This window comes from Paenibacillus sp. PL91 (assembly GCF_012935325.2).
In the GTDB taxonomy this organism is placed as follows: Bacteria; Bacillota; Bacilli; order Paenibacillales; family Paenibacillaceae; genus Pristimantibacillus.
Window position 1 is genome coordinate 201469 of sequence record NZ_JABBYG020000009.1, and the last position, 26604, is coordinate 228072.

Genomic DNA, 26604 nt, shown 5'->3' on the forward strand with positions numbered 1-26604 from the left:
ACAATGAGCAAAGCGGATGGGATGAAGTATGCGCCTAAAGGAAAACCGAATCGAGTAGTAGAGGACGGACAATTCGTAATTTCTGCCGTTCGTCTCGATCATGGGCATATTTATGGGATGTGCAACGGTCTTATAGAAGCGGGAGCCGTTTTGAAATGGGTGTATGACCCCGATTCTGCGAAGGTAGAGGCTTTCATTCGCCAGTATCCGCAGGTAAAGGCAGCGGATTCGGAAGAGCAGGTGCTCGCTGATCCAGAAGTGCAGCTTGTGGCTGCTGCTGCAATAACCTCGGACAGAGGACCGCTCGGCGTACGCGTGATGCGAAGCGGCAAGCACTATTTTACGGACAAAGCGCCCTTTACGACGCTTGAGCAGCTGGCGGACGCGCGTGCCGCTTATTCAGAGACAGGGAAAAAATATGCGGTGTATTACAGTGAGCGACTGCATGTCGAGAGCGCTGTGTATGCCGGCCAGTTGATCGAGCAAGGGGCAATCGGACGTGTCGTGCAGGTCATTGGGCTTGGTCCGCATCGTTTGAATGCACCGTCAAGGCCGGCATGGTTTTTTGAGAAGGAAAAGTACGGCGGCATCATTTGCGATATCGGATCGCATCAAATCGAGCAGTTTCTTTATTTTACAGGCAATCGCAATGCCAGCGTCGTGAACAGCAAGGTTGCCAATTATGCGAATAAAGATTATCCGGAGCTAGAGGATTTTGGCGATATGACGCTTGTAGGCGATAACGGTGCCACCGGTTATTTCCGGGTGGATTGGCTGACGCCAAACGGTCTTGGCACATGGGGCGATGGCCGCACGATCATCCTCGGTACGGATGGCTATATAGAGATGCGCAAATATATCGATATTGCCCGTGAAAAGGAAGGCGATCAGCTCTATTTGGTCAATGCCGATGGCGAGCAGCATATGCGGCTTGGCGGCAAGGTTGGCTTTCCTTATTTTGGGCAGCTGATACTCGATTGCATGAATGGAACGGAGCTTGCCATGACGCAGGAGCATACCTTCAAAGCAGCAGAATTGTCGCTGCTGGCACAGAAGCATGCAACGAAGGTGGAGTAAGCTTAAGAAAAGCGTATAAGCATAGCGGGCTGTCTCATGGTCATTGACCGGGGACAGCTTTTTTTGTTATTTCAGAGTGGAGGTCAGCCAGAGGTTTGCAGCAAGTGCTGTAAAAGGAAATGCGTGCTTACAGGTTAAAGAAGGACAGAATGAAGCTTTAAATTGTAATTATTACGTTCTTGACGTTCGGTATCGTCACTGCTATACTGATTTAAACGTAATAATTACTATTAGTCGGATTACCGGCTTTTTTATTGATATTTATTCGTAATAATTACGTTTAAAATATTGGATAGGATTGAGGTGCCATATATGACATTGAACAAGACAGGTAACAAAATTCCAGTAACCGTACTGAGCGGCTATTTGGGTGCAGGCAAGACAACGATTATGAATCATGTTTTGAACAATCGCGATGGTCTTAAGGTAGCCGTCATCGTCAATGATTTGAGCGAATTGAATATTGATGCGAGTCTCGTTAAGGAAGGCGGCGGCTTATCTCGGACAGACGAGAAGCTTGTTGAAATGTCCAATGGCTGTATCTGCTGCACGCTGAGGGAAGATTTGCTGAAGGAAGTCGAGATCCTTGCGAAGGAAAATCGGTTTGATTACATATTGATTGAATCGACCGGCGTTGGAGAGCCAGTGCCTGTCGCTCAGACTTTTACGTATATCGATGAAGAGCAAGGCATAGATCTGACTCGTTATTGCAGGCTTGATTGCATGGTAACGGTCGTTGACGCTTATCGCTTCTGGCATGATTATTCGTCAGGCGAAACGTTGCTTGAACGCAGCCAGGCAGTGGGCGAGGATGACACACGCGAGGTTGTCGATCTGCTTATTGATCAAATCGAGTTTTGCGATGTGCTTATTTTGAACAAATGCGATCTCGTTGGCGAAGAGGAGCTCGCGGAGCTTGAGGGTGTTCTTCGGACGCTGCAGCCGCGCGCCAAATTCATTCGCTCCGCAAATGGCAAGATTGATCCAAAGGAAATACTGCATACCTCGCTGTTCAACTTTGAAGAGGCTAGCCAATCGGCTGGCTGGATCAAGGAAATGGAGGCTCCTGCGCATACGCCTGAAACGGAGGAGTACGGCATAGCCTCCTTCGTTTATGAGCGTGCAAAGCCTTTTCATCCGAAGCGCCTTATGGAGTGGATGGAGGAATGGCCGGAGGAGGTCGTGCGTGCTAAGGGGATTGTATGGCTGGCGACAAGGAATGATTCCGCACAAAGCTTAAGCCAAGCCGGCCCTTCGATCCAGTTCGGGCCAGCAGGCCATTGGGCGGCCGCCTTGCCTGAGGCGGAGCGCGAGTCCATTTTGCAGGAGGATCCGGAGCTTGCCAGAGTGTGGCATGAGGAATACGGCGACCGTATCAACAAAGTCGTATTTATCGGCATTGAAATGAACCGAGAAAAGCTGATCGATTCGCTTGATCGCTGCTTGCTTAGCGATGGGGAGCTGGTTTTGAATTGGAATGAATTCCAAGATGATTTTCCACAAGCAGTAAATGTACAGATGGAGTCATCACTCCATTAGTGAGCATCATCTCGTAAAAAATGAAGCTCCTGCAACAAAATTTTATTAGGAGGTAAATGACGTGAGAGTAATCGTGACGCTTGCTTGTACCGAGACGGGCGACCGCAACTATACAACGACAAAAAACAAAAGAACGACGCCGGAGCGGTTGGAAATTAAAAAGTACAGCCCGCGGCTTAAACGGGTTACAATTCATAGAGAAACGAGATAACAGGAGCGATGAGACGGCTGGACAATTACGTCCGGTCGTTTTTTTTTTTTGCAAACGCCGAACGAGTACATATGCCATTTTTACAAGAGAAGCTTAAAGCGAGATTATTCGGCTTACGATCACAGCGCTCGCTGCGGCTGCGCTTTCTGCATGCGGCAATTAGAAGGATGAGGCAGCACAAGCAGTTTTTAGACGCGGCTGCGTTACAGTTAGTGCAACAGAATATTGATGGTGTGGAGCTGGTGGACTTACGCTGCAGTTTGTGCAATATAATCTGCCAATAGGGCTCATTTGAAGTGATAATTTTAATATTCTGATGCGTATCTGCAGAAGTAGCATCAGAATGGGTGTCTTGTGTGAGGTTTCTGTTGTATTAACTGCAACGTAAGCGTTGGAGGCGCTGCAGCTATCTTTAGACGAGGCGTGTTTATGAGGTCAGAGGAATGGGTAGCTAGTGTTGAAGGACGTAGCTTAAGGCTAAAGCTATTACGTTGGTTCTTATACGAGTAGATGAAGCTTCGCTGCGGATTTGTAATAGTTGTTTTTACTACTCGTATAATTATGAATTGACAGCGCTTCGGATCATTGGTACCATATGCCCATAAACACGTGTTCATGGAAAGAGGGTCTTTGGTTGAGCAAGGAAATAAACAGCACGGAAATCGCCAAGCTAGCTGGTGTATCCAGAAGCACGGTCAGCCGAGTAATCAACAACTATGCCAACGTCCCGGAGAAGACGAAGCAAAAAGTGATGAAGGTCATTCAGCAATACAATTATTATCCGAACCTATCCGCTCAAGTGCTCGCAGGCAAGCGTACGCGTACGATCGGCTTATTCATGATTGATTCCGGCCGCGTATCCGGCGACAGCCTCTCAAGCTTGCTGCTTGCACGGATTATTGACAGCGCTTCTTCTCATGGCTATTACGTCCTCACGCATATCGTTCGGGATATGAAAGAGCAGGAAGAAACTCGCGCGATCAAGGAAAGCTTCTATCAGCGAAGAATCGACGGAGGCGTATTCATAGGAGCAGCAAATCATGAGCCGCTCATTGAGGAGCTTATTGCAGAAGGATTTATGGTTGCGATCGTCGATCAGCATTTGCCGGGACGTTCTGAGCCAAACCGCGTCGTGTTCAACTTTGACAACGAAACCGGCGTAGGCCAAGCGATTGATTATTTAGTGAGCTTGGGGCATAAGCGAATCGGGATGATTAACGGGGACATGAATAGGTACTCCGGTCCTTCCAAATGGAGAGGCTTTCAGGCCGCGATGTCTAGGCATCATCTGCCGCTCGTCTCGCAGTGGATGCTGCCGGGCGATTTTAACGAGGAAAGCGGTTATCATGCAATCAAGGAATTTATGAAAACGAAGACGGAGCTTCCGTCAGCGATATTTGCGGCGAACGACAGCGTAGCCTTCGGAGCGATACGGGCGCTGAAGGAGTCAGGTATTCGCGTACCACAGGATATATCCGTAATGGGCTTTGACGATCATATATTAAGCGCCCATTACAGTCCGGCGTTAACGACCATTCGGGTTGATTTTGCCGATATGATGGATAAATTGACTAAAACATTAATTAATAGCATCGAGAATGGGAGCGAGACTTTTCAAACGTTTGCCGTAAGCACGGAGCTTGTCGTCCGTCATTCTTGTCAAAGCGTAACCGCCGAGTCATAGCCGTACGCAACCGGAATAACGGAAAACTCCTTTGCATTTAATGCTGCTCCAAATGACATGGAGCAGCAGGCTTTGAGCCTATGGAGGCTATTATTGTTTTTTTAGAACAAAATAAACGCGCGTTTACATTGGTGCTGGCTTTTTTTGAGAGGGGGGATGTGGATGTAGGAGGATGGATAGCGCTGCACGGTCATCTGAAAATGACGCAATCGCTTTTACAGCAAATACGACATTCATTAACGGTAAATCAACCTCAAAGGGAGATACGATAATTATGGATAAAAATATACTTGGCACTAAGACGATCACTCAAATTGGACTTTTAGTACATGATATTGACGAAACCTCACAGGCGTATGCTGACTTTTTTGGGGTGGAGAAGCCAAGCTGGTTCTGGACAGATACGGTAGATAAGGCGCAAACCGCTTATAATGGCGAATCGTCTGAAGCTCGCGCTAAGCTTGCATTTTTTGATATGGGCTCGCTGCAGCTCGAGCTGATTGAACCGGATGAGCACCCGAGCACGTGGCGGGAGCATCTGGACCAGCATGGAGAAGGCCCGCATCATATTGCTTTTGTCGTCGAAGGAATGAAAGAGAAGGTTGCATTAATGGAGAAGAACGGCATGGCATTGGTCCAAAAGGGCGAATACACCGGAGGACGCTACGCTTATTTGGATTCGTTCAAGCAGTTGAAAATTATGCTAGAGCTGCTAGAAAACGATAAAAGCTAGCAAAGTTTCGCCAAGAAGCTTTACATTACGCGGCTCATTGAATAGGAGGAGAATAGCAACATGAACATTCTGATTACTGGTGCAAATCGAGGCCTCGGCTTGGCGCTTGCCAGCGAAGCATGCAAACGGGGGCATCACGTGCTGGCTGGCGTTCGCAGTCCAGGCTCTTCGGCAGAGGGCTTGCAGGAGCTGATAACAAGGTTCCCCGGTCAATTGACAATACTGCCGCTTGATGTCGTGGACGAAAACTCTGTTCGCTATGCTTGCGAGCAAGTGGAAAGCCGAGATATCCGCCTTGATTCTGTTATTAACAGCGCTGCGATATTGCTGGGCAGAGATCAAAAGCTGGAGCAGCTTGATATGGAGCAGGTGGAGCAATCCTTCCAAACGAACTTATTCGGACCGATTGTTGTGCTCAAGCATTTCTTGCCGCTGCTCCGCAGGGGAGAGAGGCAAAGCATTATCAACATTAGCTCGGAAGCGGGCTGCTTTACTGGCGCTTATGGCGGAGATTATTCGTATGCGCTGACCAAATCGGCTCTTAATATGTTCTCCGCGCAGCTTCGCCGCGAGCTGGCTCCTCAGGGCTTTGTCGTTCATGCGCTTCACCCGGGCTGGATTAAAACGGATATGGGCGGGGAGAAGGCACCGGGCGATGCGAACGTCGCTGCTGCCGGCATTTTGGACATTGTAGAGCGGAAAACGCAAGCGGATGCACTCTTTATTGATCATAACGGCGCTCCAATGAATCTATAGCGCTGATTGGCAAGGTCGAATGGCTTGCCGATTTCCAGCTTGGACAAACGATATCATACAAATATAATTGCCGGAGGCTATTATGAACTATCGGAGACTTGGAAGAACGGGATTAAAGGTCAGCGAGATCAGTCTAGGAAGCTGGTTGACGTACGGAAATTCGGTTGATGACGGAACCGCAGCCAAAACGATTGCGCAGGCGTATGAGCTTGGCATTAACTTCTTCGATACGGCAAATGTCTATATGCGCGGTAAAGCGGAAGAGGTCGTTGGCGAAGCGTTGCGGGGCTATGCTCGTGAATCATATGTCATCGCGACAAAAGTATATGGAGACATGGGCTCAGGCCCTAACGACCGCGGCTTGTCGCGCAAGCATATTTTGGAGCAGGCGAACGCAAGCTTGAAGAGGCTGGGACTTGATTATGTAGATATTTATTATTGTCATCGCTTTGATCCGGATACGCCTGTAGATGAAACGCTGCGTACCCTTGAAGATCTCGTCCGCTCCGGGAAGGTGCTGTATGTCGGCGTAAGCGAGTGGACGGCTGCACAAATGCAGGAAGCGCTTCAGGTAGCGGATAAATATTTGCTAGATCGGATCGTCGTCAATCAACCGCAGTACCATATGTTCCACCGCGCAATCGAGAAGGAGATCATCCCGCTTGGCGAGCGTAATGGCATTAGCCAGGTCGTGTTCTCGCCGCTCGCGCAGGGCGTGCTTACGGGCAAGTACAGCAGCGGGGAAGCGGGCAAGCCGCAGGGCAGCCGCGCACTCGATGCAAGCTCGAATATGTATATCGGCGGTTATTTGAGCGATTGGCATTTATCCCGGGTGGAGCAGCTTAAGGGAGTGGCGGAGGAGCTTGGCTATTCCGTTGCGCAGCTAGCTATCGCATGGGTACTCAGACAACCGAATGTAGCCAGCGCGTTAGTCGGAGCAAGCCGTCCCGAGCAAATCGTAGAAAACAGCAAGGCGAGCGAGCTTAAGCTGACAGATGAGCTTATTTCGCGAATTGATACTATTTTAGCTGATTAATGCTTGCACGCAAGCAGTCTATCATTATTGCTGGAACAGCAATAGCGCTTATTATAGCCGTAGTCATATCCATCTTCTTGCTATCTGATCCAAAAGGCGGGAATACATTGAACGAGCAGCAGAAGCCATTACAGGCAGATACGAACGACTTCGTAACGCCAATCGCTGCTGAGACGGAGACAGCGACAGGCTCTTCATCAATGCCAGAGTCAGTCCCGCAGCCGCAGGATGGAGCACTGGTCAAGGCCGATCAGATCGGCTATGGAACGGAGCACACCAAAATCGCTGTCGTAGAAGGCGATCTGCCGAGTGGGAAGACGTTCACGCTAATCGATATGAGCAGCGGAAACGCAGTATTTACCGGCAGCTTGTCTGAGCCGTTGGCGGATGCAGCATCGCTGCGGACGGTGAGAAGGGCAGATTTCTCACCATTCCAGACAGCGGGACAATATCAGATTTTCGTAGATGGAGCGGGGAGCTCCTATCCTTTTGCCATTCATAATTCGCCATACAAAGCTGCACTTGCGACGATGGTAAGATCCTATACGCTGCAGCGGTCGGGCGTAGCTATCAACGATCCGGTTACGGGATTAAAGCAAAAGGCAGGCCATTTGCAGGACGCGAAGGCTGAAATTTTTTTCGATGATGGCATTTCGCATAAGGGAGACATCATCGACGTGTCAGGAGGCTGGTACGACGCAGGCGATTATGGGAAATACATACCTCCTGCTGCCGTCACGGTTGCACAGCTTCTTCTCGCTTTTGAACTGAATCCAAAGGCATTTCCAATCGGGCAGCTTAAGCTGCCTGAGGAGCTTGAATCGCCGGACCCATCGCTGCCTGATTTGCTAGCCGAGGTTCGATACGAGCTGGAATGGATGCTGCGCATGCAGCGCCAGGACGGGGCGGTTTATCACAAAGTAAGCGGCTCGACATGGACGGGCTTCGTCACACCGGATACCGATACGCAGACTCGTTATGTTTATGGCTTGTCGACATACGGCATCGCTCAGTTCGCTGGAGCGACGGCGCTTGCTTCACGTATTTATAAGCCATTTGATCAGCAGTTTTCTGATCGTCTTTTGGCAGCTGCCGAGCAGGCGCAGAGCTATCTGAGCGCAAACGAATCGGCAGCGTTCCGGCAAGATCCGATGCAGGACAACGGCTCCGGCGGCTACGGCAAGATGACGGATGCGGAAGAGCGCTTGTGGGCGCTGGCTGAGCTGTTCAGGGCGACGGGGAATACAAGCTATAGCGAGAAGTTGATCAAGCAGTATGGCTATTTGCTGGAACAATCGCCACAGGCAGTCAATTGGGCGAATACGCAGCTTCTCGGACAATGGGCATATTATAGCGCCGATAAAAGCGATGAGCAGTGGAGGGAACGCATTCGAACAGCAGTCACGAGCCGTGCGAAGGAGCTTGTTCAAAGGATAGAGAATGATGGTTATTTGAATACGCTCAAAGCAGAGGAATATACATGGGCATCCGTCAAAGCGGGTGCGGCCTATGGCTGCTTGCTCTTACTTGCCAACCGGATGCAGCCTACCGAGGGTTATGCTGACGCAGCGCTTGAGCAGCTGCATCATGTATTTGGGCGCAGCGCGACCGGCTACAGCTATGTGACCGGCGTTGGCAGTCTTTTTCCGAAAGAGCCTCATCATCGCATTAACGCGGCCACAGGGATAACGATTCCAGGCTTAGTCGTAGGAGGCCCGAATCGTTATGGCGGTGACCCGGATTTGGATGCAGTAAAAGCTGAGCTTGCTCCTGCCCTGGCTTATTTAGATGCCAGAGGCTCTTATTCAAGCAATGAATATGCGATCGATTATAACGCTCCAGTCATATTGCTTGCTTCTTTTTTTGCGGATAACTAATCGCTCAACACAATAAAGGAGCTGCCTGCAAGGTCTTATCAGACCTTGCGAGGCAGCTCCTCTTTGTTGCTTATAGATATACGGCTTTGCCGGTTTTGGATGATTCATAGATCGCTTCAAGAATTTGCGAAACAACGAAAGCTTGCTCGGGCGTTACAACTGGATCAGTGTCCTCGTCGATAGCTTTCAGCCACATTCTCATTTCAAGGTCAGCGTCGCTCTCGGTTTTGCCATCGTAGAAAGCAACTCCGCCTGCCTTCAAATCAACCTTAGTTGTATAAAGACGGCTATGCTGCTCGCCATTAATGCGAAGGCCATCCTTCATGTCAGCGCCGGCTTCTGTACCAGATAGCGTACACTTCGCTTCGTCCACTTCAAGCGTGTTAAGCGCCCAGCTGGATTCAAGCACGATTGTAGCGCCGTTCTCCATGACGATCATGCCGAATGCAGAATCCTCAACCGTGAACTTCGCAGGATCCCAAGGACCCCAAGCGTTTGCTGCGTTCTCGCGCTGCGAAAGCTTGTGATACGAAGTGCCTAGCACAACTTTTGGCTTATAGTTGTCAAGCATCCAGAGCGTCAAATCAAGCGCGTGAGTACCGATATCGATAAGCGGTCCGCCGCCTTGTTTTTCTTCATCAAGGAAAACGCCCCATGTCGGAACGGCGCGGCGACGAATCGCATGCGCTTTCGCATAATAAATGTCGCCAAGCTCGCCGGCTTCGCAAATCTTTTTCAAATGCTGGCTGTCTGGACGGAAGCGGTTGTTGTAGCCAACAGTCAGCTTCTTGCCTGTACGGCGAGCTGCATCAACCATGCGCTGAGCATCGTGAGCGGTTTTGGCCATTGGCTTCTCGCTCATAACATGCTTGCCTGCTTCAAGCGCATCGATTGCGATGTTGGCATGCGAGTCGTTTGGCGTACATACGTGAACGATTTCGATGGAGGAGTCAGTCAACAGCTCTTTATAATCGGTATATACTTTAGCGCCTTCAGCGCCATACAGGGCAGCCGCTTCAATCGCACGATGCTCGACGATATCGCAAAATGCGACGATTTCAACGTTGTTTAGCTTCTTAAGGCTTGGCAAATGCTTGCCGTTTGCAATTCCTCCACAGCCGATAATAGCAAGTTTATAGATTTTGGACATGTTAAAAGCCTCCTAATAGTTTGGTATGATCGATCATTGCGGTACGGCTTCGCGTGAGCTCCTCCGGTATTCGGATGGCGTCACGCCAAATTTTTTGCGGAACACGGCGTGCAGATAGTTGCCGCCGGCAAAGCCGGCAAGCTTCGCTATTTTTTCCACCGATTGCTCGCTCTCCTGCAGCTCGCGGCATACGACGGCCAGTCGAATGTCTTCTAAAATTCGGCTAAAGGTATGCCCGTGATGGAGCTCCTTGAACAGCCGCTGAATATGCCTTGAGCTTAGATTAAGCTTGTCTGCTACGTCCTCAAGCGTGATGAAGCCGTCATAGTTTGCGTAAATATACTCCAATGCAAGTCGGTAGCGGTACGCTTTCATATCACGCGTCGGAAACTGCTTCTGCTCATTTGCGCTGTCGTAAGCACGAACGGCGCGCAGCAAAATTTGAATAACCGTCTGCTTGATCGTCGTGTAGCTTCCGACAAAATTGTCGTTGCAGGCTTGATAAGCTTCAAGAAACCGCGGCATCGCTTGATGCAGGTCGGCCGTCGGGAACAGCGGCAAATTTTTAAGCTTCTCGATACAATCGCGCGCTTCGGCAGCTTCCCAATCGTCGTAGGAATGGGAAGCGCCGCTGTCATCCTGGGCGCTCCTATCGATGATATCCACGTGCAGGCAGAGCTCATCCATCGCTTCAAGGGCATCCGCTTCTTGGTAATGCATAACTTCGGGTCCGGTTAAATAAAGCATGCCGGGCTTTAGTGCGTATTCTTGGTCAACAATTATGACTTTCCCTTTGCCCTGCGGAATGAAATGAAATTCATATTCCGCATGCTTGTGAAATCCGACGATTCTGCCGGGAGGAAATTGCGTCAGATGGAAGCGCAGCACATGAATGTCGTAAGGTCCCCATCTAATGCATAGCTCCAGACGCTCTAGCGCATCCTGGCGTTCATGCATCACCTCATAAGGAAAGTTAGGCATGCCGATTCCTCCTCGGAGTACTGCGTTTTACTTGTGCGGTTACTCGCTTAGCTCATCGATTCTAACGGCACGATGCTCGCGGGCGGATAGGTTGGAAGCCTCCATCAGCTTGGTCAAATCAATGGCAAGGCTTACATTTTCGTCTGCCGACGTATTGTTTTCGATATGCTGCACCCATTGGTCAAAAGCGCTCTCTCTAGCCGGCGGAATCGGTTGAGCCGTCCAAGCCTCGGATGATTCTGCGCCTGCCTTGGTCGTGCGAAGCAGCAGCTTGTTGTCTGGCGTGCCGTACAGCAGCGTTCCTTCCGTACCATGTACTTCAAGCGTAAACGGTGAATGATTGTTAACGAAGCCAGCTTCTACAATTCCGATTGCGCCGGAAGGAGCAGACAAGACTGATACCGCGTTATCTTCCACTTCTTTGCCGGTTACGTATCCGAAATGAGCCGTTACCTCTTTAGGCATTTCATTCATAAACAGTCTAGTCAAATACATCGGATGGCATCCCAAATCGATCAATGCGCCGCCGCGGCATTCTTCCAGGCTGTAGAAATGCTCAGGAAGCCAGTTCGCCGTCGCGCCGTTGTGAGACAAACGAGCCCGTACCAGCGTGATTTTCCCAAGTACGCCTTGTGACAGGATATCGCGAATCGCGAGCGTATAGCCATCATTTAAACGAGGCAGCGATACCGTTAATTTTACATTATTTTTAGCTACTTCATCCAGTATAACGTTAACTTCTTTTAAAGTTGCAGCAACAACCTTCTCCGTGAAAATATGTTTGCCGGCTCTAGCAGCCGCAACCATAACCTCTTGGTGCCTTACGGTTGGCGCATCGACGATAACTGCATCAATATCGTCGCGCTTTAGCATTTCATCTAGATTCTCATAGAAAGAAACGCCTAGCTTCTCGGCAGCAGCTTGTCCGCGTTCTGCGATTTCATCCCATACCGCAACGATTTCCGTGCCCGGATGCTCCTGCGCTTGCTTCGTATAATCCCATGCGTGTACATGCCAATAACTGATTTTACCAATTCGAATCATCGGTTCATCTCTCCTTGGGCTTCTATTAGTGAATTTCTATTACGTATATAAATTTATGACAACAAATATAATCTAACATATTTGTCTTCTTATTTTTAGTGCAATTTAATGACTATATATATACGATATTGCGACACTTATATCAGCATTTACAAGTACAGCTTGCGATATTCACGCGGGGATACACGGGTAATTTTTTTGAAGGTTTTGCCGAAATGGGAAAAATTGTCGAAGCCGACAGCTGCAGCTATATCCGTTATGCTGATTTCGGAATCTCGAAGCAGGCGCTGCGCCTCCTTCATGCGCGTGAGAATGACGTAATCGGAGAAGGTGAAGCCTGTCATTTCCTTGAACATACGGCTCAAATAGTAGGGGCTGATAAAAAAATGATCAGCAAGCCCGCCAAGCCTAAGCGGCTCCGCAAAGTGAGCGTTGATATAGCGGATTACCTCCGAAATCTTTGCATGCATAGGCGTCGCATGATGGAGCGGGACAGGCTCATGCTGCTGCATGTATCTGGCTGCGGTCAGCAGCAGCTCGGTTAGTGCTTGCGGCGGAAAAAGCTCATAGCCTTCGGGGCGCTGCCCGATCTCCGCCAGCAGCCTGCGCATCAATTGGTCAGCAGCCAGCTGCTCCTGCCTTGGGAGGCGGATAATATGGGAGGCGTGTCTGAACGGCATGAGCAGAAGGTCGGCATGTTTGCCTGCGAGGCGGTTGATCGTCGCATCATCAAAGTGAATGATGAGCCGCTCATGGGCGGAATCACCGGTTTGCATCGTTTTGTGCAGCTCATGCTTATGGATGAACACCAGGTCGCCTTGCTCGATAGAATAAGAACGATCGCGTATAAAATAGATCCGCTGCCCAGCGAGCATATAGTAAATTTCATAATAGTCATGGTAATGGTCATCTTCCATCGTGAAGGGCGCTGCGCGCTTCACATATTCTACATACAGCTCGGGTGTGGCGCCAAAGCTGCAGATATCGAGCGGAATGTTCTTCATCGATTCGCTCCTTTTGAAATATTTTCGCAAAATAAGCGGTGTTTTGTGAAAATAAAGCATCATATGCAGAGAATTATACCACTCTCGTGCAGTAAGATGAAAGTAACGAATCTAGGGAGGAATAAGGATAATGACAAAAAAACGTTATGTATTGGTAGGCAGCGGCGGCAGGGCTGAATTTTTTTACGGAGCTCTTGCAACCGATTTCAGAGAGACGTCTGAGCTGCTCGCTTTTTGCGATATTAATCAAACCCGTATGGACTATGCGAATCGGATTTTAGTGGATAAATATAAATATGATGCGGTAAGAACTTACAAATCGAATGAATTTGACCGGATGATTGAGGCTGAGAAGCCCGATGCGGTTATCGTGACGAGCATGGACCGTACGCATCATACGTATATCATTCGCGCGCTGGAGCTTGGGTGCGATGTTGTGACGGAGAAGCCTATGACGGTCGATGAGAAAAAATGCCAGGACATTTTGGACGCGGTGGAGCGGACGGGCCGCAACGTGCGGGTGACGTTCAACTATCGCTATGCGCCGCATCATACGAAGGCTAGAGAGCTTATCGCGAACGGGACAATCGGCAAAGTAACGTCCGTTCACTTCGAGTGGCTGCTCAATACGCAGCACGGCGCCGATTACTTCCGCAGATGGCATCGCAATAAGCAAAACAGCGGCGGCTTGCTCGTGCATAAATCGACGCATCACTTCGACCTCGTTAACTTCTGGATCGGCTCGCAGCCGGAATCGGTATTCGCCTTTGGAGATCTTTTGTTCTACGGACGCGAAAATGCCGAGCAGCGCGGGGAAACGAAGTTTTATGAGCGCGCGACTGGAAATCCGAACGCAGAGAATGACCCGTTTGCGCTGCACTTGGATAAAAACAACCATTTGAAGGCGATGTATTTGGACGCAGAGCATGAGGACGGCTATCGCCGCGACCAGAGCGTATTCGGAGACGGGATTAATATTGAAGACACGATGGGCGTGCTTGTCCGCTACAAGAACAACGCGATCCTAACCTATTCATTGAACGCTTACTTGCCATGGGAAGGCTACCGTATCGCGTTTAACGGAACGAAGGGCCGCCTTGAGATGAACATCGTCGAGCAATCGTATGTTAATTCGGGCGGTAAGAAATCGGATGAAGGAGCCTTGAAGGAGAAAACGATCAAGGTGTTCCCGATGTTTGGCGCACCGTACGAGGTTGAGGTGGAGGAAGGCGTCGGCGGCCATGGCGGAGGCGATCCTGTACTGCTCAACGACTTGTTCGGAACGCCAGTGGAAGACCCGTTCAATCGCGCAGCCAATCATATTGACGGAGCGAGATCGATTTTAACCGGCATAGCAGCGAACCGTTCCATTCAAACGGGGCTTGCCGTACAGATCGATGACCTTGTGAAATTCCACAAATAAGGTAGAGGGGGGAAACGGGAATGAAGCCATTTATGGACGACGATTTTTTGTTATCGAACGAAACGGCAGTCCGGTTATACCATGACTTTGCAAAGGACATGCCCATTATTGATTATCACTGCCATCTAAGCCCGCAGCAAATTTTCGAGAATACGAGCTTTTCGAACCTGACGGAGGCATGGCTGTACGGCGATCACTACAAATGGCGGGCATTGCGTGCGAATGGAGTAGAGGAGCGTTACGTTACCGGCGGCGAGGGCGTTACCGATTACGATCGATTCGAGGCTTGGGCGAAAACAGTACCGCAAACGATCGGCAATCCGCTGTACCAATGGTCGCATTTGGAGCTTCGCCGCTATTTCGGCGTACATGAGCTGATCAATGAGAAAAATGCCGAGTCGATATGGGAGAAGGTCAATGCGAAGCTCGCCACAGGGCAGTATAGAGCGCGCGATTTGATCAAGATGTCGAACGTAGAGGTCATTTGTACGACGGATGATCCGGTTGATTCGCTTGAATATCATATCGCAATCAAGGATTTAGAAGATTTTAACGTGCAGGTGCTCCCGTCATTCCGGCCGGATAAAGCGCTCGAAATAAATCGCGCTACGTTTGTAGAGTGGATCGGCAAGCTTGGGGCTGCCGCTGGGGGCACGATCGACAGCTATGATGCGCTGCTTGACGCGCTTGCGGCGAGAGTGAAATTTTTTGACGAGGTAGGCTGCAAGGTTTCCGACCATGCTCTTGATTATGTCGCTTACGCTGAGACGACGAAGGGTGCTGCGGGCGCTATTTTTGCCAAAGCCTTGAATGGGGAAACGGTAAGCTTGGAGGAGGAGAAGCAATACAAAACGTATACGCTCCTCTTCCTGGGACGCTTGTACGCCGAACGCGGCTGGGCGATGCAATTCCATATCAATGCGGCAAGAAATAACAGCTCCCGCATGTTCGGCAAGCTTGGGCCGGATACGGGATTCGACTCGATCAACGATAGTGCAGTGGCTTATCCGCTTGCGAAGCTGCTGGATGCGCTGGATTCGGATGATGCGCTTCCGAAAACAATCGTCTATTCGCTTAACGCCAAGGATAATGATGTGCTCGGCTCTATTATTGGAAGCTTCCAAGGCGGCGGGATACCGGGAAAAATTCAGCTCGGCTCGGCATGGTGGTTCAACGATACAAAAAATGGTATGCTTGACCAAATGAATGCGCTTGCTAATCTGGGCTTGCTTAGCCGCTTTGTCGGGATGCTGACTGATTCACGCAGCTTTCTCTCCTACACGAGGCATGAGTATTTTAGACGTCTGCTCTGCAATTTGCTTGGTGAATGGGTCGAGGCCGGCGAGGCTCCGGAGGATATGGAGCTGCTGGGCGATATGGTTCAGAACATTTCCTATCGCAACGCGAAAGCCTACTTCGGCTTCTAGCGCTTAAGAAACGTTCTGCATTTCCGCTAGTTCGGCGGGGACTGCGGAACGTTTTTTGCGTCCAGCCGATAAGCGGCCATCAAATATTTGAGCATTTGCGGCCCAGCTATGTTGGCGGCGACGCCAAAGAGCTCGGAATGGGCTGTTTTTCGGCAAAGCAAATAGAAGGCAGTGCCGCCGATGAGCTCGAAGGCGATGAATTCCTTCCATTTCCATGCGGGGATGACGTATATCTTAAATTCTTTGTTTTTGGCAGCGCGTGTTCGCAAAGTAGAGCCCTCCTGCTTGATTAGGCGCATTACAACCGTATCTAGCGTATGCATATCGGCTTATCCATCATTCGTTTTGTTTTGAACATGATTAGAGGAGTGGGGTCAATTGAAGAAATCAGCATTCGTAACGGGAGCGGACCGAGGGGTGGGCCTAGCGCTTGTAAAGGGCTTGCTTAATCAGAGCTACCAAGTGTTTGCCGGACAATATGCGGAGGAAGTACCGCAGCTCGCGGAGCTGAAGGATGCCTATGGTGAACGGCTGCAGGTGCTGCGGCTTGATATATCGAGCGATGATTCCGTTGCGGAGGCATGGCGGATTGCGTCTAAGCAAACGGAGCAGCTTGATTTGTTAATAAATAACGGAGCTATTTTGGGGGATATTGGTGCGTCCGTACTCGATCCGCTTAATTATACGGAGATGATGGACGTCTTTAACGTCAACACATTAGGCAGCCTGCGCATGAGCCAGACGTTTATGCCGCTGCTGCTTAAGAGCGATTCGAAATTGCTTGTTAATATTTCGTCGGAGGCAGGCAGCATTGGTGATTGCTACCGGGAGAGCTGGTACGCTTATTGCATGTCGAAAGCGGCGCTGAACATGCAATCCAAGCTCATCCACAATGGAATCAAGCCGCATGGCGGACGCGTGCTGGTCGTGCATCCCGGCTGGGTGCAAACGTATATGCAGGGCAAGCTTGATGCCGGGGCGACGCTCACGCCAGAGCAGTCAGCGGCTTCGATCTTGCAGCTTGTAGCGGCGCGTTTAAGTGAGGATGCCGCTGAAGCCGATTGCGAGTATGTCGATTATGCAGGCAATGCGCTGAATTGGTAGAGGGAATTGGAGGCTGGGGCAGACGTTCGGCTCAGTTAATTCGCATTAGTGCAATGTGATAATGGGGGGCAGCAGATGATGTTACAACCCACCGATGTCTTGCATACAGTTCTACGTTCCAGTTTATGCAGCGGAATGGTTCTGGAAAGGTAACTAGGAGTCCTACACTGCAGTTTGTGAAGCAGATTCGCTCCTTTCGCCACTAATCAACGGCTTTAAACGAATTCTGTTGAAGTTTCTGCAATGTAGCTTGTTATAGGAGTGAGTACGTAAGGTTTCTGTTGTACTTTCTACAGCAAAACAGCCAGCAGCTATAGCTGCAATTCATTCCGTTCATAGAAAAAGCTCGCCCATCCTAAAGCGGAATTGGACGAGCTGTGATTGGCAGATGTTATGTGGCTTCGCCTCAGCGTAATGGCTGCCCGAGCTTAAACGGCTTGGAGCTGGCCGAAAGCGCGGAATAGGATGCTCAGCATTTGATCGATGTCCTTCTGGGAAACGATTAATGGCGGTACAAGCCGAATCGTTGATGGATTTAGCGCGTTAATTAGCAATCCATCTTGCAAGCAAATTGCGGCTAGCTCGGCGGCAGTGCCATCTGGTACGTCGAACGCCAGCAGAAGCCCTTTGCCGCGAATATTTGAAATCGGAATTTCACAGGACAGCTTGCGCAAGCTATCTGTCAGATATTGGCCTTGTGTCTTGGCATTGCCTGCTAAATTTTGCTCCAGCAGCTCCCGAAGCACGGCATAGCCTGCTGCCATTGCGAGCGGAGCTCCTGTATAGGTTCCGCCTTGATCTCCAGGCTCGAATAGATCATATTTGCTCTTTGTCAGCATCGCTGAAAGCGGGAAGCCGCCGCCAATGCCTTTGCCGAGTGTGATTACATCGGGCATAATGCCGTAATGCTCATAGGCAAACAGTTTGCCTGTTCTGCCCATCCCCGTCTGTACTTCATCAAAAATAAGCAGCATACCGTACATGTCGCACATTTTGCGAAGACCATACAAATACGCTTCATCTACAGCATGAACGCCGCCTTCGCCTTGTACGAGCTCAACCATAATGGCACAGGTCTGGTTCGTAACCGCAGCAAAGCATGCGTCAAGGTCATTAATGGGCACATGCTTAAAGCCTTCTACCTTAGGCGCAAAAAGCTCCTTCCATTGCTCTTTTCCCGTCGCTGACATCATGGCCAGAGAGCGTCCGTGGAAGCTGTTCTTTAACGTTATAATCTCATTGGCTCCATTCAAATTTACAGCGCCGTGCTTTCTTGCAAGCTTTATGGCGCTTTCGTTCGCCTCGGCACCGCTGCTGGCAAAAAAGACTTTATCCATGCCGCTAACGCTGGTCAACAGCTCGGCAAATTCAATCATAGGTTTGTTATAGTAACCGGGGCTCGCATGAACCAAGGTTGAAGCCTGGCGTGACAAGGCCTCCTGCAATACAGCAGGGGAATGCCCCAAGCTTGTGACCGCCCAGCCGCCGACAAAGTCCAAGTAACGTTTTCCATCCGTATCCCATATATGCATACCCTCGCCGCGTTCCATCACGATGCTAGGACGGCGTGCCGTAAAAAGTACTGATTTCTCCGCGGTTTCCAATAAAGCTGCTGTTGCCGATTTTTCCATCTGAATCATTGACGTGCCTCCCGATAATTCATTCTATTGCATAAATATACATTATGAAGAATAAAAATTCAACACCCTAGCTTAAATCTTCTTCACCAAGCTTCCTATAGAGTATCTTTCGTTTAAAAAAAGGCAGTCAAACGCAGCCAAGGAGGAGAGTTAACGATGTGGAATGGGGATTCTTATTTAGAGAGGTTATATGAGGAAGCGATTAGCCGGCATCGGAAGCGATCAACGCAGGAAATTCAGAACGAGCGGAAAATAAAGCTGAAGGCGACATTAGGTGATCTGATTGGTCATTTTGAGCCTAATATAAAACATACCCCAAAGGTGCTTGAACGCGTTCAGTGTGACGGGTATACTCGCGAGCGGGTAGAGCTGTCAGCTACGCCGGAGCTGACTTTTGCCGCATATGTGCTAATCCCAAATGACGCAAAGGGACCGATGCCAAGCGTGCTGGCGCTGCACGGTCACGGCTATGGCAGCCGTGAGATTGTCGGATTGTTAAAGGATGGCTCTCCCGATTTGGCGGAGCCAGGCATTCATCAGCATTTTGCGGTGCAGCTCGTTAAACGGGGCATGGTCGTGATTGCACCTGATGTGATCGGCTTCGGAGAGCGCAGGCTGTTAGCTGATCTCGCGCGTAATCCGGATGCGCCGAGCTCCTGCTTCACTCTCTCGACTAAGCTGATGATGCTTGGCAAGACGCTTACCGGCTTGCGCGTAACCGAAGCTTTAAAGGCTTTCGATCATTTGTCTTCACGACCAGAGGTTGACGAGGATCGAATCGGCCTTATGGGCTTCTCCGGCGGCGGCTTAATTGGCTTTGCTGCCTCCGTGCTAGAAGCCCGGATACACGCAACGGTGCTGACAGGTTTCACGAATACCGTTAAGGAAAGCATCTTCGCCGTCCCACATTGCATCGATAACTACACGCCAGGGCTGCTTGTTCATGCGGAGCTGCCGGAGCTGATCGGGCTTATTGCTCCTCGTCCGTTATTTCTCGAATCAGGCGTGCAGGACCCGATTTTCCCGGTAGCAGGCTTTCGGAAGGCGGCAGCTGAAATTCAGGCGATCTACGAAGCTGAAGGTGCAGGCGATAAGCTTGAAATCGACGTGTTTCCAGGCAGGCATGAAATAAGCGGGCGGCTTGCTTACGACTGGCTCAAACGGACATTATGTATGTAAAAAAGCGATGGCTTAATACGAATATTCAGGCTCGAATGTCCCGGTCATTTAACGAGCCCGAATCCGTACAGCCCATTTTTTGAAAAAACATGGCTTTCTCTACAATGCAAAGAGCTTCCTATATAATAGGAAGCTCTGACCGATCGCTATTAGTGCCGATTGCACTTTGGGGAATGATTACTTTTTATCAATGATAATGGCGCTGGAAGTTTCCGCATCCCATGTTACATTGGTGTCCAGTGCCTCGCTCAGAAAACGGAGCGGTACTAGAACTCTGTTGCTTTTTACCTTGCCTGCAACATCAAGACTGACTGCTTTTCCATTAATCGTAGCGGTTTTGCTGCCAAGCGTCAGTTTAACCTCGACGCCGTCACGTGTTACGGTCACTGTTTTCGTTACGCTATCGTAGGCCACTACGGCGTTCAGCGACTCGGAGATCGCGCGGAACGGGATAAGCGTTCGACCGCTCTCTACTAGAGGGGATACTTCGAAACTTAGCGTTTTGCCATTTACGTAAACCTTGACTTTTTTATCGCCAAGCTTCACTTTTAGCTTGCTGAGCTTCTTATACTCCACCACGTTAGTAGGGTCCTGCGAGACTAGCTCGGCTTGTACATCCACTGCAGCTTTTAGTTTTCCGTTCTTCTCCAAAGATGTGACGATTGCGGCAAAACTAGTGTCACTGTTCACATCAATGTTGTATTTTGTTTTAAGCAGCTCAGCAATTCTAGCGCCAGCCGGTTTATCTTTGACGTTCTCGTATGCATTTTCAAGACCGTTCGAGCCATTGCCATAAACAGAACCGCTTACGGTATCATCTTTACTCTCCGCTTTGCCAGACGTTTTGTTTTCCTCTTGATTTTGCGTCTGTTTCTTCGTTTCCTTGCTGACCTCGTTCGGTGCTGCAAATGCAGTAGTGGCCATGAGACTGAGTGAAATGACACCAGCCCAAATCATAATTTTTTTCATTTTGTTCCCTCCGTGAGTATGTATTGTGTACATAACTAAATGTTCGGGGGGGCCATTTTTTTTGTGTGGGTACTAAAAATAAAGCCTATAAAAATCTTAATTCATATATTGTTTTCTAAACTTAGTCGGCGGCAGACCGATCTGGTGGGTGAAGCAATTCGAGAAGTAAGGGACGTTCTCAAACCCGACGTATTGGGCGATTTCGGCAATCGGCCATTCGGTCTTAAGCAGCAGAAGCTTAGCCTGCTCAAGCCGATATTTCGATAAGTAGTCGATCGGCGTCATGCCATAAACCTGCTTCATGCATCTCGTAATATAGTTATAGTGAAAATTGAGCGCTTCCGTCATCGTTTTGCTCGTCACTTCGGTACGGTAGTTGTTTTTAATATAAGCCTCTGTCTTCTCCGCTAGCGTGACAGATGGGCTTGTATAGCTGTCATTTTGCCGCAAGTCCATCATGCGCAGCAGCTCCTCGAAGGTCTGCTGCTGCGTCCAGAAGGCGCTTGACTGGCGCTCTCCTCCCGCTTTGTTAAGCGTTCGCAGCAAGCGATACGCTTGCTCGGGATAGGGGAGCGTCCATGCTTTTTGGAGATGGAGCGAATAGGGTGAAGTCAGGAATCGGTTGTAATGGGCGTCATGGCTGATGCTGGCGTGGTCGAGCCCAGACTGCTGCCACTCTCCTACGGCCAGAAAGTGAACCCAGTAGAAAACAGTCCGCTCCTCCGCTGGTTTCACTGAATAGTGGGGACGGTCCGGAAGCAGCAGAAGCGTCTGCCCTTCGGTCAAGCTCCATTTCCGATCTTCCTCGCCGATAAATAAACAGCCGGATTCTACGATAAGCAGATCAAATACGCCCAGCTGCTTCCGGTTCGGATGTTGATCTCCGGGTCTGTGAACGGTAACTCCGCTCTCCAAATAATAGGGCAGCGGAGGCGCGGCGAAATAGACATGATCAGGTGCTTCCAGCATCATCCTTGCTCCCTCCAAGCTTGTGTGAAATTTTATAAGAAATAAGTTATATCCATTCATATTTATGTTTTATTTTAACCCATACAATAGAAATCAGCAGCAGAAAGTTTAGCAGCATGAAGTTTAATAGAGGCGGAAGAGGTGCGATAAAAGATGGGGCAAACTGTGAGCAAGGATAACGCGAAGCCGGTATCACTTAAGCAAGTTAAAATAAAGGATGATTTCTGGAATTATTATATTAATCTAGTGAGGGACGTGGTCGTTCCTTATCAGTGGGATGCCATAAACGATCGTGTAGAGGGAGCAGAGCGAAGCGGGGCGGTTAGCAACTTTAAGATCGCGGCTGGACTTGAAAAAGGTGATTTTTACGGCTTCGTGTTCCAAGATACCGACGTGGCAAAGTGGCTCGAGGCGGTAGGCTACCTGCTTGAAATGAAGCGGGATGAAGCGCTTGAGCAGGTTGCTGACGAGATGATCGACATTATCGGCAAGGCACAGCAGCCTGACGGATATTTGAATACGTTTTACACCATCAAGGAACCCGGCAATAAATGGACCAATCTGACGGAGTGCCACGAGCTCTACTCTGCCGGGCATATGATCGAGGCGGGCGTTGCTTACTATAAAGCGACCGGCAAGCGGAAGTTGCTGGATATCGTATGCCGCATTGCGGATGATATCGCGGTCGTATTCGGCGATGGCCCTGATCAAATTGCCGGCTATGACGGCCATCAGGAGATCGAGCTTGCGCTGGTGAAGCTCTATGAAACGACTGGCAATCGCAAATATTTGGAACTCAGCAGCTACTTTATCGATAAGCGCGGACAGCAGCCTAGCTTCTTCGAGGCAGAGGCTGACCGCAGAGGCAGAACGACGCATTGGAGCAATAACAAAATCCATATCGACCCGGAATATTTTCAAGCCCATTTGCCTGTGCGCGAGCAGGAAGCTGCGGTCGGGCACGCCGTGCGCGTCGTGTACATGCTAGCGGGCATGGCCGATGTTGCGCGGGAGACGGGTGACGAGACGTTGATTGAAGCATGCCGCAGGCTGTGGGACAACATAGCCTCGAAGCAGATGTACATCACAGGCGGCATTGGTTCAATGGCTCATGGCGAGGCGTTCTCCTTCGACTACGATTTGCCAAATGATACGGTATATTCAGAGACATGCGCCTCGATCGGCCTGATCTTCTTCGCCCACAGAATGCTGCAGCTTGAGCCTAACAGCAGGTATGCGGATGTGATGGAGCGCGCATTGTTTAATACGGTTATCGCAGGCATGTCACGCGACGGCAGACATTTCTTCTATGTGAATCCGCTGGAGGTAACGCCGGACGTATGCGACGGCAAAAATAAAAACTACAATCACGTGAAGCCGGTTCGCCAGGAATGGTTCGGGTGCGCTTGCTGTCCGCCGAATATCGCTCGGCTGCTAGCGTCTCTCGGTGAGTATTTGTACTCTACGAAAGGGAATACGATCTATTCGCATCTCTATATCGGCGGAGAAATGGAGCTTGCGTTAGGCGATACAAAAATCAAGCTTAATCAGCAATCCAGCATGCCATGGGAAGGCACGGCACGCTACGAGGTGACGCTGGAGCAGCCGGCCTCGTTCGCATTGGCGCTGCGTATTCCGGACTGGTCCTCGCATGCATCGGTACTCGTTAACGGCGAGATATACCCAATCGCCAATCAAATCGTAGACGGTTATGCGCGTATCGATCGTCACTGGACGTCCGGCGATGTCGTAGAGCTTTCGCTCGAGATGCCAATTCAGCGCGTTAGAAGCCATCCTTTGGTGAAGCAAAATGCCGGTAAGGTTGCGCTGCAGCGCGGGCCGCTCGTCTATTGCGTGGAGGAAGCCGATAACGGACCGCAGCTGGAGAAGCTGCATCTGCCGCAGCAAGCTAAGCTTGAAGCCTCCTATGAAGAAAATCTGATTGGCGGCATTCAGGTGATCAAGGCGGAAGGGCTTAAGCTTCAATTTGAGCAGTGGGGCTCGCAGCTATATCGCTCTAATGCGGATGCCGACTTAGAGCCGGCGAGCCTTACCTTTATCCCTTATTATGCCTGGGCGAATCGAGGCAAAGGCGAAATGGCAGTTTGGGTAAAAGAGCGACTATAGGGAGCTTGGAATACTTTTATTTACAAAAATGAATATAAATATATGATACAGCGATCTCTTTCCGGAATTAATCCGGAGGGGATTGCTTTTTTTTGTTGTTAAAATCTATAGTTTATTGGGTTGACACTATACTTTTTGCATTGTGCAGATTTTTTATTGAAATTACAATTTAAATAATTAAACTTAGGAGTGGATACAAGCCATGATAAACGTTCAGAATGTAATGGATGAGCTAACGGCGTCCGTTGATCCTATTGCAGCACATATAGATGGACTCAAGTTTGGACATCCCCAAACGGAAGTAAAAGGCATTGCCATTACGTTTATGGCGACCCAGCAAGTGCTTGAACAGGCAGTTAAGCTGGGGGCTAACTTCATCATTACGCATGAAGGGACGTTTTTCAGCCATCATGATCAGGTGGATTCGATGTATGAGGATGATCTTGTTTATAAGGCAAAGAAACGTTTTATTGAGGAAAATGGTTTAGCTATTTATCGCTTCCATGACTATTGGCACCGCTATCAGCCCGATGGCGTCATGGAGGGGCTTATTCATGCCTTGGATTGGCAAGAGCATGTCACGGAATATTTGCCGAGCGCCGCGCTCGCAACCATTCCCCCAATGAAGCTGGAGCAGGTAGTGGGCTATGTCAAAAAACAGCTGGGTCTGCGTTACGTTCGCATAGCAGGCGATTTATCGATGAATTGCAGCCGCATCGGTCTGCTTGTTGGCTACAGAGGGGCTGGGCAAAACGCGATTCCTTTGTTCGCCAAGCATCAGGTAGATGTGATTCTTTATGGCGAGGGTCCGGAGTGGGAAACGCCGGAGTATGTGAGAGATGCCTTATATATCGGCAAACGCAATGCTCTTATTGTTCTCGGGCACTCGGAAAGCGAGCAGCCGGGCATGAAGCTGCTCGCTGATCGGCTCAGCTTGCGGTATCCTCATATTCCCGTACATTATATGCCTGTAGATTCCGTGTTTCGAATGGCATAAATCGCTAATAGGAGGCAAAAACGATGCATTTGCATAGTGCGATTTTGGTTGATGATGAATCATTTACCCGCAAAGGCCTAATGAAGCTGATTGATTGGGAAGCCTGCGGCTTTCGTATCGTAGGGGAAGCCGATAACGGCGAGGATGCGCTGGCGTTGATTAAGCGTGTTCAGCCCGATCTTGTCATAACGGACATACGTATGCCTGTCATTGACGGGCTTGAGTTGATTCGCATCGCCACGGCGGAAAATATCGCCAAGCCTTATTTTATCATTATAAGCGGATATAACGACTTCAACTATGCACAGCAGGCGATGCGTTATGGCGTCCATGATTTCGTAGTGAAGCCTATTGATGAGATAGAATTCAGCGGTATTCTACGCCATTTGAACGATAAGCTGAGGCTTGAACAAGAGGAACAAGCGAAAAGCGATAGGCTGATGGGCGGCGAGATGATTAAATCTCTTATTCTTGGGGAAGCAAGCGAAACGTCCATTGCAGATTGGGAGCAGCGCTTGAGGCTAAGGAAGGCCGATCGCTTATATTATTTGTTCGCGGAGCTGAATGACAACCATAGCTGGCAGCCTCGAGAGGAAAAAATTTCGAACGCCCGATTCAAGGAGCTTGTTCAGCAGGAGCTTATGGGAATAACGGAAGCAGATCCGTCCATCTGTTTGCATGAGCATCGCAATCGTATAGGCATTCTGCTGCCCAGCTCTCTGCTGGCTTCTTATAATGGGGAGCTTGAGCGGTTTTTGGTTGCGTTTAGAGAGGCGCTGGGTGTTCATTTGGGCAAACGGGTGTTTCTTTATGCGGGTTCTCCCGTTCATAGTCTGTCAGACATTCGTGAATCCTACAAGGCTGCCAAGGAAGCATTGTTATATAAGTATGTAAATGAGAACACTCGTATCGTTATTTATGATCAGCTCCAAGCAGGGAAGCTGAATTACATCGGCTTTGATCCAGCTGAGTTCAATCGATTTATGGAACAAATGGAAGAGCTTCAGCTGGAATCCGTGAAAGCGGTTGTCGATAAATGGTTTTATGATTTTCGCGAGAACCGTTACGCTCCAGAGGCTGTGAAGATGAACATCCAGCAGTGCATGATGGGCATTCTGAAGACCATCCGCAGCATGGAGGGGGACGAGCAAGCGCTGCTGACGCTCACGCCGCTGCTCGGCTGGCATGATATGAATCTGTCGCTGGGTGAATTGAAGCGGCTGTTTACGGCATTTATCGAGGAGAGCCAGCAGCATATTTCAGAGCTGAGAAGGGAACAGCAGAAGGGCGGCATTCAAAAAATCAAAAGCTATATCGAAGTTAATTTTTCGCAAAATATGAGCCTAAAGAGCATCGCCGCGCAATTTTACGTCAATCCCGTCTATTTGGGGCAATTGTTCAAAAAGACATACGGCGTCTATTTTAATGAGTTTCTGCTTCAGCTGCGGGTAAATGAAGCGAAAAAGCTGCTCCGTCAATCATGCACCATGCGCATCTATGAGATCGCGGAGAAGGTGGGCTTTAGCAACTCCGACTACTTTGTCACCCAATTCGAGAAGATCGAGCACATGACGCCTACCGAATACCGCAATAAGCTTTTGTAAGCTTGAGCATCAAAATGATCCGATTGCCGTGGAAAAGGGGACTGTTCGCGTGAAGCTGCATCTAAGTCTAAAC

The 26604-nt window shown here is 49.6% G+C and carries 24 protein-coding genes; 16 read left to right on the forward strand and 8 right to left on the reverse strand.

Annotation, left to right across the window (positions count from 1 at the left end; genetic code table 11):
- Positions 1-3 precede the first annotated feature (3 nt).
- From HI950_RS21115 to HI950_RS21155, 9 genes are all read left to right on the forward strand, one after another.
- Entirely contained in the window at positions 4-1077 is a 1074-nt protein-coding gene (locus HI950_RS21115; protein ID WP_169086284.1) for a Gfo/Idh/MocA family protein, read from the forward strand.
- A 312-nt stretch (positions 1078-1389) separates the two neighbouring features.
- Positions 1390-2616, forward strand: a complete 1227-nt coding sequence (locus tag HI950_RS21120; RefSeq protein ID WP_169086282.1) for a GTP-binding protein — start codon at positions 1390-1392, stop codon at positions 2614-2616.
- A 61-nt stretch (positions 2617-2677) separates the two neighbouring features.
- Positions 2678-2827 carry a 50S ribosomal protein L33 gene (gene rpmG, locus HI950_RS21125; RefSeq protein ID WP_169086280.1) on the forward strand — a complete coding sequence of 50 codons (150 nt, stop codon included), beginning with the start codon at positions 2678-2680 and terminating at the stop codon, positions 2825-2827.
- Positions 2828-3461: 634 nt separating this feature from the next.
- Positions 3462-4511: a LacI family DNA-binding transcriptional regulator gene (locus HI950_RS21130; RefSeq protein WP_223285408.1), complete on the forward strand. Its 1050-nt coding sequence runs from the start codon at positions 3462-3464 to the stop codon at positions 4509-4511.
- Positions 4512-4591: 80 nt separating this feature from the next.
- A complete protein-coding gene (locus HI950_RS21135; RefSeq protein WP_169086276.1) occupies positions 4592-4783 on the forward strand; it encodes a hypothetical protein in 192 nt (63 codons plus the stop codon).
- 2 nt (positions 4784-4785) lie between these two features.
- Positions 4786-5244 (forward strand): VOC family protein, encoded by a 459-nt coding sequence (locus HI950_RS21140; protein ID WP_169086274.1) that lies wholly within the window; start codon positions 4786-4788, stop codon positions 5242-5244.
- A gap of 60 nt (positions 5245-5304) precedes the next feature.
- On the forward strand, positions 5305-6000 hold the full coding sequence (locus tag HI950_RS21145; RefSeq protein WP_169086272.1) for an SDR family oxidoreductase: 696 nt from the start codon (positions 5305-5307) through the stop codon (positions 5998-6000).
- A gap of 82 nt (positions 6001-6082) precedes the next feature.
- Positions 6083-7036 (forward strand): aldo/keto reductase family protein, encoded by a 954-nt coding sequence (locus HI950_RS21150; RefSeq protein WP_169086269.1) that lies wholly within the window; start codon positions 6083-6085, stop codon positions 7034-7036.
- On the forward strand, positions 7036-8913 hold the full coding sequence (locus HI950_RS21155) for a glycoside hydrolase family 9 protein (protein WP_187768137.1): 1878 nt from the start codon (positions 7036-7038) through the stop codon (positions 8911-8913). Before HI950_RS21150 ends, HI950_RS21155 begins: the two co-directional genes overlap by 1 nt.
- Positions 8914-8983: 70 nt before the next feature.
- Here HI950_RS21155 and HI950_RS21160 read toward each other — a convergent pair whose 3' ends face one another.
- The 4 genes from HI950_RS21160 to HI950_RS21175 form a co-directional block, all read right to left on the reverse strand.
- Complete coding sequence (locus HI950_RS21160) at positions 8984-10063, reverse strand: Gfo/Idh/MocA family protein (protein WP_169086265.1); 1080 nt, start codon at positions 10061-10063, stop codon at positions 8984-8986.
- A gap of 33 nt (positions 10064-10096) precedes the next feature.
- A complete protein-coding gene (locus HI950_RS21165; RefSeq protein WP_169086263.1) occupies positions 10097-11044 on the reverse strand; it encodes an AraC family transcriptional regulator in 948 nt (315 codons plus the stop codon).
- A gap of 39 nt (positions 11045-11083) precedes the next feature.
- Positions 11084-12088, reverse strand: a complete 1005-nt coding sequence (locus HI950_RS21170; RefSeq protein ID WP_169086261.1) for a Gfo/Idh/MocA family protein — start codon at positions 12086-12088, stop codon at positions 11084-11086.
- A 149-nt stretch (positions 12089-12237) separates the two neighbouring features.
- Positions 12238-13092 carry a helix-turn-helix transcriptional regulator gene (locus tag HI950_RS21175; protein ID WP_169086259.1) on the reverse strand — a complete coding sequence of 285 codons (855 nt, stop codon included), beginning with the start codon at positions 13090-13092 and terminating at the stop codon, positions 12238-12240.
- Between the two features lie 127 nt (positions 13093-13219).
- Here HI950_RS21175 and HI950_RS21180 point away from each other — a divergent pair, with 127 nt between their 5' ends.
- Together HI950_RS21180 and uxaC are read left to right on the forward strand one after the other, a co-directional pair.
- The gene (locus tag HI950_RS21180) at positions 13220-14515 is read left to right on the forward strand and encodes a Gfo/Idh/MocA family protein (RefSeq protein ID WP_169086626.1); all 1296 of its coding nucleotides are present in this window, start codon (positions 13220-13222) and stop codon (positions 14513-14515) included.
- Positions 14516-14535: 20 nt separating this feature from the next.
- Positions 14536-15942: a glucuronate isomerase gene (gene uxaC / locus HI950_RS21185; RefSeq protein WP_169086257.1), complete on the forward strand. Its 1407-nt coding sequence runs from the start codon at positions 14536-14538 to the stop codon at positions 15940-15942.
- Between the two features lie 26 nt (positions 15943-15968).
- Here the strand turns inward: uxaC and HI950_RS21190 are convergent, their stop codons facing one another.
- Positions 15969-16211, reverse strand: coding sequence for a hypothetical protein (locus HI950_RS21190; protein ID WP_169086255.1), 243 nt, complete (start codon positions 16209-16211; stop codon positions 15969-15971).
- A 109-nt stretch (positions 16212-16320) separates the two neighbouring features.
- Between HI950_RS21190 and HI950_RS21195 the strand changes: the two genes are divergently transcribed.
- A complete protein-coding gene (locus HI950_RS21195) occupies positions 16321-17046 on the forward strand; it encodes an SDR family NAD(P)-dependent oxidoreductase (protein ID WP_169086253.1) in 726 nt (241 codons plus the stop codon).
- A gap of 428 nt (positions 17047-17474) precedes the next feature.
- Here HI950_RS21195 and HI950_RS21200 read toward each other — a convergent pair whose 3' ends face one another.
- On the reverse strand, positions 17475-18686 hold the full coding sequence (locus tag HI950_RS21200; RefSeq protein WP_169086251.1) for an aspartate aminotransferase family protein: 1212 nt from the start codon (positions 18684-18686) through the stop codon (positions 17475-17477).
- Positions 18687-18842: 156 nt separating this feature from the next.
- Here HI950_RS21200 and HI950_RS21205 point away from each other — a divergent pair, with 156 nt between their 5' ends.
- Entirely contained in the window at positions 18843-19865 is a 1023-nt protein-coding gene (locus HI950_RS21205; RefSeq protein ID WP_169086249.1) for a dienelactone hydrolase family protein, read from the forward strand.
- A 177-nt stretch (positions 19866-20042) separates the two neighbouring features.
- Here the strand turns inward: HI950_RS21205 and HI950_RS21210 are convergent, their stop codons facing one another.
- Positions 20043-20834, reverse strand: a complete 792-nt coding sequence (locus HI950_RS21210; protein ID WP_169086248.1) for a copper amine oxidase N-terminal domain-containing protein — start codon at positions 20832-20834, stop codon at positions 20043-20045.
- A 96-nt stretch (positions 20835-20930) separates the two neighbouring features.
- On the reverse strand, positions 20931-21806 hold the full coding sequence (locus HI950_RS21215; protein ID WP_223285409.1) for a helix-turn-helix domain-containing protein: 876 nt from the start codon (positions 21804-21806) through the stop codon (positions 20931-20933).
- Between the two features lie 150 nt (positions 21807-21956).
- Between HI950_RS21215 and HI950_RS21220 the strand changes: the two genes are divergently transcribed.
- From HI950_RS21220 to HI950_RS21230, 3 genes are all read left to right on the forward strand, one after another.
- Complete coding sequence (locus tag HI950_RS21220) at positions 21957-23930, forward strand: glycoside hydrolase family 127 protein (RefSeq protein ID WP_169086246.1); 1974 nt, start codon at positions 21957-21959, stop codon at positions 23928-23930.
- Between the two features lie 202 nt (positions 23931-24132).
- Complete coding sequence (locus tag HI950_RS21225; protein ID WP_169086244.1) at positions 24133-24927, forward strand: Nif3-like dinuclear metal center hexameric protein; 795 nt, start codon at positions 24133-24135, stop codon at positions 24925-24927.
- Between the two features lie 23 nt (positions 24928-24950).
- Positions 24951-26531, forward strand: a complete 1581-nt coding sequence (locus tag HI950_RS21230; RefSeq protein ID WP_169086242.1) for a response regulator — start codon at positions 24951-24953, stop codon at positions 26529-26531.
- The last annotated feature ends 73 nt before the right edge of the window (positions 26532-26604 follow it).

Coding starts and splice junctions, on each gene's coding strand:
- HI950_RS21115 (WP_169086284.1), top strand. CDS start 4: ATGAGCAAAGCGGATGGGATGAAGTATGCGCCTAAAGGAAAACCGAAT.
- HI950_RS21120 (WP_169086282.1), top strand. CDS start 1,390: ATGACATTGAACAAGACAGGTAACAAAATTCCAGTAACCGTACTGAGC.
- HI950_RS21135 (WP_169086276.1), top strand. CDS start 4,592: ATGGAGGCTATTATTGTTTTTTTAGAACAAAATAAACGCGCGTTTACA.
- HI950_RS21140 (WP_169086274.1), top strand. CDS start 4,786: ATGGATAAAAATATACTTGGCACTAAGACGATCACTCAAATTGGACTT.
- HI950_RS21145 (WP_169086272.1), top strand. CDS start 5,305: ATGAACATTCTGATTACTGGTGCAAATCGAGGCCTCGGCTTGGCGCTT.
- HI950_RS21150 (WP_169086269.1), top strand. CDS start 6,083: ATGAACTATCGGAGACTTGGAAGAACGGGATTAAAGGTCAGCGAGATC.
- HI950_RS21155 (WP_187768137.1), top strand. CDS start 7,036: ATGCTTGCACGCAAGCAGTCTATCATTATTGCTGGAACAGCAATAGCG.
- HI950_RS21160 (WP_169086265.1), bottom strand. CDS start 10,063: ATGTCCAAAATCTATAAACTTGCTATTATCGGCTGTGGAGGAATTGCA.
- HI950_RS21165 (WP_169086263.1), bottom strand. CDS start 11,044: ATGCCTAACTTTCCTTATGAGGTGATGCATGAACGCCAGGATGCGCTA.
- HI950_RS21170 (WP_169086261.1), bottom strand. CDS start 12,088: ATGATTCGAATTGGTAAAATCAGTTATTGGCATGTACACGCATGGGAT.
- HI950_RS21175 (WP_169086259.1), bottom strand. CDS start 13,092: ATGAAGAACATTCCGCTCGATATCTGCAGCTTTGGCGCCACACCCGAG.
- uxaC (WP_169086257.1), top strand. CDS start 14,536: ATGAAGCCATTTATGGACGACGATTTTTTGTTATCGAACGAAACGGCA.
- HI950_RS21200 (WP_169086251.1), bottom strand. CDS start 18,686: ATGATTCAGATGGAAAAATCGGCAACAGCAGCTTTATTGGAAACCGCG.
- HI950_RS21205 (WP_169086249.1), top strand. CDS start 18,843: ATGTGGAATGGGGATTCTTATTTAGAGAGGTTATATGAGGAAGCGATT.
- HI950_RS21210 (WP_169086248.1), bottom strand. CDS start 20,834: ATGAAAAAAATTATGATTTGGGCTGGTGTCATTTCACTCAGTCTCATG.
- HI950_RS21215 (WP_223285409.1), bottom strand. CDS start 21,806: ATGATGCTGGAAGCACCTGATCATGTCTATTTCGCCGCGCCTCCGCTG.
- HI950_RS21220 (WP_169086246.1), top strand. CDS start 21,957: ATGGGGCAAACTGTGAGCAAGGATAACGCGAAGCCGGTATCACTTAAG.
- HI950_RS21225 (WP_169086244.1), top strand. CDS start 24,133: ATGATAAACGTTCAGAATGTAATGGATGAGCTAACGGCGTCCGTTGAT.
- HI950_RS21230 (WP_169086242.1), top strand. CDS start 24,951: ATGCATTTGCATAGTGCGATTTTGGTTGATGATGAATCATTTACCCGC.